General features: G+C 53.6%; 10 protein-coding genes. 8 read left to right on the top strand and 2 right to left on the bottom strand.

Going from position 1 to position 8768, the window contains the following annotated elements:
* A partial coding sequence (locus tag AB1E33_RS29415) for a transposase (RefSeq protein WP_372580780.1) occupies window positions 1–372 on the top strand: 372 nt, incomplete at its 5' end.
* Between the two features lie 105 nt (window positions 373–477).
* On the opposite strand, the gene AB1E33_RS29420 is transcribed toward AB1E33_RS29415, so the two are convergent.
* A complete protein-coding gene (locus AB1E33_RS29420) occupies window positions 478–1401 on the bottom strand; it encodes a LysR substrate-binding domain-containing protein (protein WP_372580781.1) in 924 nt (307 codons plus the stop codon).
* 161 nt (window positions 1402–1562) lie between these two features.
* On the opposite strand from AB1E33_RS29420, the gene AB1E33_RS29425 reads away from it, so the two are divergent.
* The 5 genes from AB1E33_RS29425 to AB1E33_RS29445 all read left to right on the top strand — a co-directional run bounded on the left by AB1E33_RS29425 (window position 1563) and on the right by AB1E33_RS29445 (window position 6238).
* Window positions 1563–3245: a sodium:solute symporter family protein gene (locus AB1E33_RS29425; RefSeq protein WP_372580782.1), complete on the top strand. Its 1683-nt coding sequence runs from the start codon at window positions 1563–1565 to the stop codon at window positions 3243–3245.
* A gap of 23 nt (window positions 3246–3268) precedes the next feature.
* Complete coding sequence (locus AB1E33_RS29430) at window positions 3269–3388, top strand: putative transporter small subunit (protein ID WP_372580783.1); 120 nt, start codon at window positions 3269–3271, stop codon at window positions 3386–3388.
* A 345-nt stretch (window positions 3389–3733) separates the two neighbouring features.
* The gene (locus tag AB1E33_RS29435) at window positions 3734–4414 is read left to right on the top strand and encodes an IS6 family transposase (RefSeq protein WP_372580784.1); all 681 of its coding nucleotides are present in this window, start codon (window positions 3734–3736) and stop codon (window positions 4412–4414) included.
* A gap of 58 nt (window positions 4415–4472) precedes the next feature.
* Window positions 4473–5396, top strand: coding sequence for a type IV secretory system conjugative DNA transfer family protein (locus AB1E33_RS29440; protein ID WP_372580789.1), 924 nt, complete (start codon window positions 4473–4475; stop codon window positions 5394–5396).
* A 185-nt stretch (window positions 5397–5581) separates the two neighbouring features.
* Window positions 5582–6238: a peptidoglycan-binding domain-containing protein gene (locus AB1E33_RS29445; protein WP_372580785.1), complete on the top strand. Its 657-nt coding sequence runs from the start codon at window positions 5582–5584 to the stop codon at window positions 6236–6238.
* A gap of 210 nt (window positions 6239–6448) precedes the next feature.
* Here the strand turns inward: AB1E33_RS29445 and AB1E33_RS29450 are convergent, their stop codons facing one another.
* Window positions 6449–7360 carry a LysR family transcriptional regulator gene (locus AB1E33_RS29450; protein WP_372580786.1) on the bottom strand — a complete coding sequence of 304 codons (912 nt, stop codon included), beginning with the start codon at window positions 7358–7360 and terminating at the stop codon, window positions 6449–6451.
* Window positions 7361–7479: 119 nt separating this feature from the next.
* Between AB1E33_RS29450 and AB1E33_RS29455 the strand changes: the two genes are divergently transcribed.
* Together AB1E33_RS29455 and AB1E33_RS29460 are read left to right on the top strand one after the other, a co-directional pair.
* Window positions 7480–8073: a sulfotransferase family protein gene (locus AB1E33_RS29455; RefSeq protein WP_372580787.1), complete on the top strand. Its 594-nt coding sequence runs from the start codon at window positions 7480–7482 to the stop codon at window positions 8071–8073.
* 457 nt (window positions 8074–8530) lie between these two features.
* The coding region (locus AB1E33_RS29460; protein ID WP_372580788.1) for a phophatidylserine decarboxylase associated domain-containing protein at window positions 8531–8768 on the top strand (238 nt) is incomplete at its 3' end.

Raw genomic sequence — 8768 nt, forward strand, 5'->3', positions numbered from 1 at the left:
GTTAGCGTGGCGCGGTTTTTGGCAGACGGTGCATATGACGGTCAGGGCGTCGCAGATTGTCTGGTGGACAAGCTTGGGCCAGAAATTGAGATCACAATCCCACCTCCAAAGAATGCGGTTTGCGGCAAGAATGCACAGCGCAACCGACACATCGATGCCATCGCAAAGCGCGGCAGAATGAACTGGCAAACTGAGACCGGGTACAACGAGAGATCGCGGGTTGAAGCCCAGATCGGCAGATGGAAACAGGTTATCGGCGATCGCCTGCAAGCGCGTGATTTCGACCGTCAGATAGCCGAAGCGAAAATCGCATCAAAGGCGCTCAACCGCATGACAGGTCTCGGTCGTGCGGCGTATGATCGCGTCGTCTGAAGTGATGGGGTAAGGGGCCAATTCGCCTCAGTCCTGATCCGTGCAACACGGTCTTCTGAACCTAAAAATTGGCTCCCTCGTTTGGTCTCAAGCGAGGGAGCCACTTTATGGCATCTCCATGATCCAGTTTTCGAGTATGGTGGCTTCCTGCGTCAGTTTCACACCTGATCGTTTGACGAGAAAGTACCCACGCCCTGTCTTAAGAGAAACCTTTAGTGGCTGCACCAACTCGCCCTTTTCCAGTTGCTGATCCAACAACCTGTCCCACCCAAGTGCAATTCCCTGTCCAGCGCACGCGGCCTGAACGAGCAAAGGCAAGTTGCTAAATCCTAGAGATCGCATGTTTTCGGAGAATGGGACTTTCTTCTCTGTAAACCACTGGTGCCAGTCGACCCAATCCCAACGGTCGCCACGCAGGTCCAATAGCGTATGTTCAAGAAAGTCATTTGGTTCCAGTATTGGGGGGCTAGCTTCTAAATACCCTGGCGCACAGACCGGGAAAATTTCCTCCGAAACCAGCAGGGTCGCATCAAAACCGGGCCAGTTTCCATCACCGTACAGCAACGCCATGTCAACGCCGCTTTTGAAGCAATCTTTTTCACTGTCAGAAGCGCTGATGTTTACGGAGATTTCCGGAAACAGCTCCTGAAACTCATGAAAACGAGGCATCAACCATAGATGTGCCATCGACAGATCCGCACCCAATGTCAAGTCGTGGGGGGTGTTCTCCACACGTATGGAACCGGCTGAATTTACGAGCAAGTCAAGGGCGACCGATACCGAATGCTGAAACCTTTGACCGGCTTCCGTCAATTCGATCCGCCTGTGAGTTCGGTCGAACAGCTTCACCCCGAGATATTGTTCCAATATCTTAATTTGCCGACTTACCGCTGCTTGCGTTACAAACAATTCTTCGGATGCACGGGTAAAGCTTCTGAGGCGAGCAGAAGCCTCAAATGCGGCGAGTGTTGTCATCGGAGGTAACTGGCTTCGAACTTTTTCCATAAGTATTCCTGATGAGATAAACATAGATTATATCGTTTGAAGGACTTCATGCACAACTATAACTTATGAATCACGGATATGCGGGTTAGAAAGCTTCAATTTTGTTCGTTCGGCCATTGATCGCCCGTTGTTTCGTCTGAGCAGGCACAAGCCCGCCGGAACTCGAACAACAGGGAGCACGACATATGTCTGATCCAGTATTTTTCCAGTTTTCAACAGTGACTGTCATCATTCTTCTAGCCGTCTTTTATGGCGCCACATTCTACATGTCGACATATGTCAACGAGAAGGATGAGAGTGTTGATGGGTTTATGGTCTCCAGCGGCGAGGTCGGTTTTGGCATATCTGCCGCAAGCATGACTGCCACATGGATTTGGGCAGCGTCCTTCTATGGCGCAGCAATCTCGGGCTATAACTACGGCTTGTCCGGGCCGTTGCACTATGGGTTCTGGGGAGCTCTCATGATCCTCTTCATCTACCCGTTCGGTCTGCGATTTCGCGCGCTGGCCCCCAATGCCCATACGCTGGCCGAAATTATGCACGCCCGCCACGGTTCAGGCAGTCAGCTGATCCTGGCGATATCCAACCTCTTTGGCAGCGTAATCAGCTTGATGGTGAATTTCACAGCAGCAGGCGCGCTGGTGTCAGTGTTGTCGCCATTGTCATTCCAGGCGGGTGTTTTGATCGCCGGTCTTGGCGTGTTGTCCTATACGTTGTGGTCCGGGTTCCGAGCGTCGATCCTGACGGACTTCGCACAGGTTGTAGCGATGATGTCGATTGCGGTCGTCATTATCCCGTGGGTCTATTTCAGCGCCGGTGGCAGCGAAGCATTGAGTGCTGGATTTGCCATAATAACTGAAGAGCAGGCCAATTTCTTCTCGACCACTGCAATCCTTGAGCAAGGCGCCCCGTTTTTCGTGGCTGTGCTGGCCTATGCCATCGGCAATCAGACCATCGCGCAGCGTTTATTCGCGGTTCGGCAAGACCTGATAAAACCCACCTTCATCACGGCGACGCTCGGCTATGGCTCGATCGTGATCGGGCTGGGCATGTTGGGTCTGATGGCCTTGATGTTGGGTATCGCACCGCATGAAGGTGATCTGAACAATATCATTCCGCAGATGGCTTCAGCCTATCTGCCGCCCGCCATGATTGCGCTGTTTTTCATACTGGTGATCGGATCCCTGTCATCGACTGCCGATTCCGATCTGTCGGCGCTGGCGGCGATCATGATGACGGATATCTACGGCCGCAATCTGGCCAAGGGCAATCCAAACCCGCGCAAGATGCTGTTGCTGGGCCGGTTGACGATGATAGTGGCCACCATGGCCGGGCTAATACTTGCCAGCTTCTCGCTCGATATTCTGGTAATGCTGGTTTTCGTGGGGGCTCTTTGGGGAGCCATCGTGTTTCCTGTCATCGCTAGTTGCTACTGGAATCGCGTCACCAACGAAGCCTTTATCTGGGCCGTTGTCGGTGGGTTGATCATGTTCACCGTCGTGCGGTTTGAAATCCTGCCGCTGACCGGCATCGTAGGTGGGTTCTTCGAACTTGTCGCTGCAGTCGGCGGTGGCGTAGTGCTGGGGTTGATGGCCTTTGGGTTTTTCGGCCGCATCATCGGGTTGACCGTGGCGGCCGTCGGTGCGGTGGCCTGCGCCGTCTATTTCTCCGGTTTCCTGCGCGAATACACTGTGTTGCTGGGGTCGCTGACCGCCTACGGGGCCAGCACAATTATCTGTGTCGCCCTAAGTCTGATGGGCAAGGAAAAGTTCGATTTCGACGTGATCAATGAACGGGTCACGAGCTTTGACGATGACGCTGCCATGGCTGCGGTCCGCGTCGCCGACGAACAACTGAAACCTTCTTAAGTAACGAGAAAGGGAACATACCAATGCTGACTCTCTATATCCTGATTTGGCCATTTATTTCCGCAATCGTTCTGGCCTTGATCGTGACCTCATTCATGCGCGAACTGCGACAGGCAAAAAAGGAAGGCAGAAAGATTGTGTAGATGAGCGGTCGGGCGATAAAGGCCTGAAGCTTCACTGCACAGTGGCCCCCGCGAGTCTTCGTGTCGTGGGGGCGCACCTGTTTTGATTTTTAGGTTCAAAAAGATCTTGTTGCACGGATCGCGCTTCAGGATTAGCTCTGTTGCTTTCCCTCCCATGAGTTGCTGTGGATGCCATACAAATTCAATGATGCTCGTCGCAACAAGTTTCCCAAAGCAAAGTACCAGGTCACGAACTGCTCGGAATACAACGAAAGGGCTGTGTCGCAAACTTTGGTCGGCGTGTTGCACCTTCGCGCGGTTTGATCCAATGGCTGGCTGGTCTTTGACAGAGTTTAGGAATGTCCGATGATCGACTTCAAAGGTGCGCACTACCCGCAATCTGTGATCCTGTTCGCGATCTACTTCTACGTCCGGTACGGCGTCTCGTATCGTGACCTGGAAGAGATCATGGCCGAGCGAGGTGTATCGGTTGATCATGCGACGCTGAATCGCTGGGTTGTGAAGTATTCACCCTTGGCCGCTCGCGCAGCTCAGAAACGGAAGGCCAATACCGCTGAATCCTGGCGTATGGATGAGACCTACATCAAAGTTCGCGGTGAATGGGTGTACCTCTATCGTGCCGTGGATCGTGATCGTCAAACCCTTGATTTCATGCTTTCCGAGAAGCGAGACACCAAGGCTGCAAAGAAGTTCTTCGCCAATGCATTATGCAACAATGGAATCCCGAAACGGATCACAATTGACAAAAGCAGGAGCAATGCGGCCGGGATCAAAGAGGTCAACAAGATCTTCAAGCGGTTGCAGATGCCAGTCAATATCGACACCGTCAGATCGAAATATCTCAACAACATTATCGAGCAGGACCACCGGTTCATCAAGCGGCTCACGAGACCTATGCTCGGTTTCAAAAGCTTCGTCTCAGCAGCAGCGACACTTGCAGGCATCGAGACCGCCAACATGATCCGCAAGGGCCAGCTGGGAGCTTCGACAAGCGGATTCCGTCAATTTGCAGAGCTCGCTGGATAACAACCGCCTGCCAATGCGATAGCTCTGACCGACGCAAGAGTTTGCGACACAGCCTTTCCTGCCAGTCCTGTTTCTGATCGATGAGTTTCATTCGCTTGGAAAGATGCAGGGCGTGCTCGAAGCTGTGACCACCCTGCCCGGCTATGGTGGCCGGCTGTGCCTGGTCGTGCAATCGCCGGCCTCGCTGCGGGAACACTATGGACCAGCAGGCGAGGAAATCCTGACGGAAAGCTCGCATCTGCATGTCTGGCTGACACCAAATTCTGAAGAGACAAAGCAAAAGCTTTCCAAGGCGCTTGGCAACAAGACAGTGACGCAAAAGTCCGTATCTGGACGCAACTGGTCTAAAGACCCCGGCCGGTCGGAAAGCTGGTCGGAGAAGAGCCGGGCGTTGATGACACCGGAAGAAATCGGCCGCCTAGGCAAGGAAGAGGTGATTATCACCGGCAAAGGCATGTTCCCCATCCGGACAAACCGCGTGTCCTACTATAAAGACCATCGGTTCAAAGCCCTCAATGACAGCCAGAAAGGTAAATCCTGGCCGGTTGTGCCAGTGGTTAAAACTGGTGTGGTGACCCGGTATGATGAGTTCCTGAAGGACGTCGGGTCCTCGAAGTCGAACGAAGCTGAAGAACCGGAACCCGAGCCGGTCTCAAAGCCACCTCTGTCACAACGCGTGGCGGCCTCGGGGCCAGCCGCGCCATCCTTTCCTGACGTCGGCGTTGCTGGATACGACTTCTTCGAAGATCCGAGTGAATCCACCAGCGAAGAGGAAACCCCCAAAGATCGGCAGCTGATCGAGGCCATGGCAACGGTCAAAGCACCAAGCTTCGCGGGCAATCTCGGCAGCCTGTTGAACCTGGCGCCGATCAGCCACGAAACAGATCCTCGGCTGGTAGAACTCGCGCACCGGCTTTCGCCCGACGAACTGGTTAAAAGGTTGATGCCGCTGTTCAGCGATGGAAAACCAGTTTGGGTCTAGCGAGGGATCGCCAGACCACGATACGAAAAGCCACCGAGCGTCTGCGCCGCCGCATGAGTCTGCAAAGAGCCCAGAGCGGGCGGTCGCTCAACTTGACCCATCATCCAGAATTACATGGTGAACAGAGCCCCGAGGCGCTATTCTTCCTGCTGACAGACCTTACTCGAAAGGTAAGGACAAACGCTATGGCACAGCCCACTCTCGTTCGCGGCTCCACCGGTTCTGCCGTCGAAACGCTCCAGACCAAGCTCAACAAGCTCGGCGCCCGGCCCAAGTTGGAAGTCGACGGCATCTTCGGCCCGCTCACCGATGGCGAGGTCAAGAAGTTCCAGAAACGTCTCAAGCCCCCGCTCAAGCCCGACGGCAAAGTCGGCACCGACACCTGGGCAGCGATCGAGTTCGAGCTCAAAGGCGGGAAGAAGCCGGATCTCAAAATCCCCGATTGGCTAAGCCCTAAAGAGCTCATCAGATACCGTGACAGTGACCGCAAACAGGCAAAGCTGATCCAGAAGTCCATCCAGAACGCCGGAACTGCTGCTGCCGCTTTTGGTAACACCTGCAAGTCAGAAGAGAGCGGCCTTGTAACCACTATGAAGGGGAGCGAGGCGATGTGGAAAAAAGTGTTCGCGCTTCAAGCGTCGTCTGAAAAACTGGTGTCTGAGTTTGACGCCGGAGCCTTTCGCGATCCCGCGCGTGTGAAAGTTATTCAATCCAAAATTGACCAGATTCTTGGAAAGATAGAAGCACTTACTGCCGAGTATCCGGGCATCGAGCGATTTGCAGCTCACAAGGATGCAGTGAAGTCGGCGTTGGAAAAAATACGCAAATTCAAGCTGATCTGAGAGACATCTCAAACCGTTGGTGCAAGTCTTGGCTTTCAATTTGGCCAGGGGGCTTCCCTTTGATTACGGATTGCCGGGAGGCAGCTCCCAGGCCCGCTTTGTCTGATGTCGCCGGACCTTATGTCGAGGTCATCAAGGTTCCACAAAGATAAAGCTGCCTTTCAGGCGGAGCGCAGAGAACGGGCAGAGAGAGCCCAAAGTTGCCTTTCGTCACTGACCCATTTGGGCTTCTTCTTTGATGACGGAACGCACCCAGGCGGCCAGTTTTGAGCGGTCAGAAGAGGCTGTCCAATACATGTGCTCGGCCATACCTGTCTCGAAGGCGAAAGGCTTCAGGGTCAATCGGTCTGCAAAGCGTTGCGCCATTCTGGACGGCAGAGCAGCCAGTAGATCTGTTCCTACGAGAAGGTCTCCAAAGGAAATTGCATCGCTGCTTACAACTGCGCGGTTAAGATTGATCCCCTGCTCTCTGGCATAGCGAACAGGGGCCTGCTGCCATCCGGGTCTCGGCTCAAAATAGATAAAGTCAGCATCACGAATATCGGCCAAATTAATGATCGATTTTCCTGCCAGCGGATTTGACGGGTCCATCATGCACAGGTGTTGTTCGCTGTTGAGGAATTCTTCTCCGTAGACACCGTTTGTGTCTATTCGCTGTGGGCCAAGATAGATGTCGGCGCGTCCACTAAGAAGAATTTCCTTTGCCGAGCCAAAATTGTAGTTCAGCACCAATCTGATACCAGGTGCCTCGCTTCTGAGACGTCGCACGACATTTGGCAGAACCAACATCGTTTCGTAACTGCTGACGTTAACGGTGATTTCGCCAGCGGCGCGGCAAGGATTGAACTCTTCATCATCTTGAAATTGTTCAGCTTCTCCCAGAATGACATCCACACGTTTGATCAGTCTGCCACAATGTTCAGTAGGAACAACGCCACCACCCTGTTTGATAAAAAGTGGGTCTTTGGCGGCTTTTCGGACGCGTTCGATGGTATAGCTGATAGAGGATGGGTTCATCCCCAATTCAGAGGCTGCATTTGCAAATGAACGGTGCTTGTAAACCAATTTCAAAGTCCGCAGCGCCGCAAAATCCAGTGCGAGAATTTCAGGTGAAAGGGACATGGATGCGACCTGAGAGTTAGGTTGAAAAATTCAATCTAGAATATCGAATTGATCTGATTGTTCAATGCGCAGCCGAAGCTCAGCTTCATGAATTAGGACTTAGAGACAGGAGATATGAGATGACTTTGAAAGTGATTGGCGCTGGATTCGGACGAACGGGAACAGAAAGCCTCAAGCGTGCCCTTGAAATTCTGGGGCTTGGGCCCACGCATCACATGTACGAGGTCATGGACAGCGAGAAACAACGGGATCGTTGGAGCGCATTCGTGAACGGAGCCGATCCTGATTGGCCGAAACTTTTCGACGGATTCAACAGCGCCGTGGACTGGCCTTCTGCGGCTTACTGGCGCGATACTGTGGCCTTTTATCCAGACGCAAAGGTGGTTTTGACTCACAGACCCGCCGAAGATTGGTGGTCGAGTTTCACTGGCACAATACAGCAAGCTTTGAAATCAGGCAAAGACGTAGGGGGTATTGGCTCAAGGGTCATCACCGAGCGGGTCTTTGCGGGCAATATCGACGACAAAGCGCATGTTCTTTCAATCTACGAGGCATCGATCGCCAGTGTTCGTGCCGAGGTTCCCGCTGACCGGCTGATTGATCTGCCGCTTGGAGTCGGTTGGAAGCCACTGTGCAGAGGGCTTGGTCTTTCAGAGCCAGAGATTGCATACCCGAAGGGGAATACTAAGGCTGGGTTTCGCTCAGTCGCATAGCCATTTCATCATTGTTGCCAAAGTCCGCTTCGTCCCGCGTATTGCTAGTTCGTTCGTCGCGCCGCGAAAGGCGCTCCATCCCGAAACGGTCGTTCATGGATCTCGCGGCGAAGGTGCCGGGAGAGCCCATCCTGTGAATTTGGTTTTCTCGCTGCGCGCGCTCGCAGCACAGATTTTGCCGCGCGGGCATCATCTTGAACACGGCAGTGCGGCATATAGAGCAGCCATTCGTGCCGGGCGCAGCGAAACTTCGTCAGGCAATGAGCGAGACGCGGACAAAGGTTGCTTTTGCTGCACCTGTCCCGAATGGGGGAAGTCAGCACATTGCGCTGGCGGCGACAGAAAGGTCTGAGATAGCGGCGGCGTCCATGGGCCGAGCAAAACCTGCGACAGAGCCGCTGCGCTATGCTAGCTTCGTGACAACATACCGCCCAAACATGGCACAAAGGAGTCCCTGATGTCCGCACACGAAACTTCGGTCAATGTGCACTACAAGGTCGGCAAATGGTTACCATCGGATCAGGGCGTGTTGGATGCCTGGACGGCAAAGATCGCTGCGAAGGCTGATAAGGACACCAGTCCGTTGCTTCCGGCGGTGCAAAATCTGAAGACGCTGATCGAGACTGATGCGAAAGCTTATATGTTCTTTACGCAGATGTTTCAGGATGTGCCTGAAAGCCGCAAGACTTCGCCGA

It is taken from the genome of Ruegeria hyattellae (assembly GCF_041537925.1).
GTDB lineage: Bacteria > Pseudomonadota > Alphaproteobacteria > Rhodobacterales > Rhodobacteraceae > Ruegeria_C.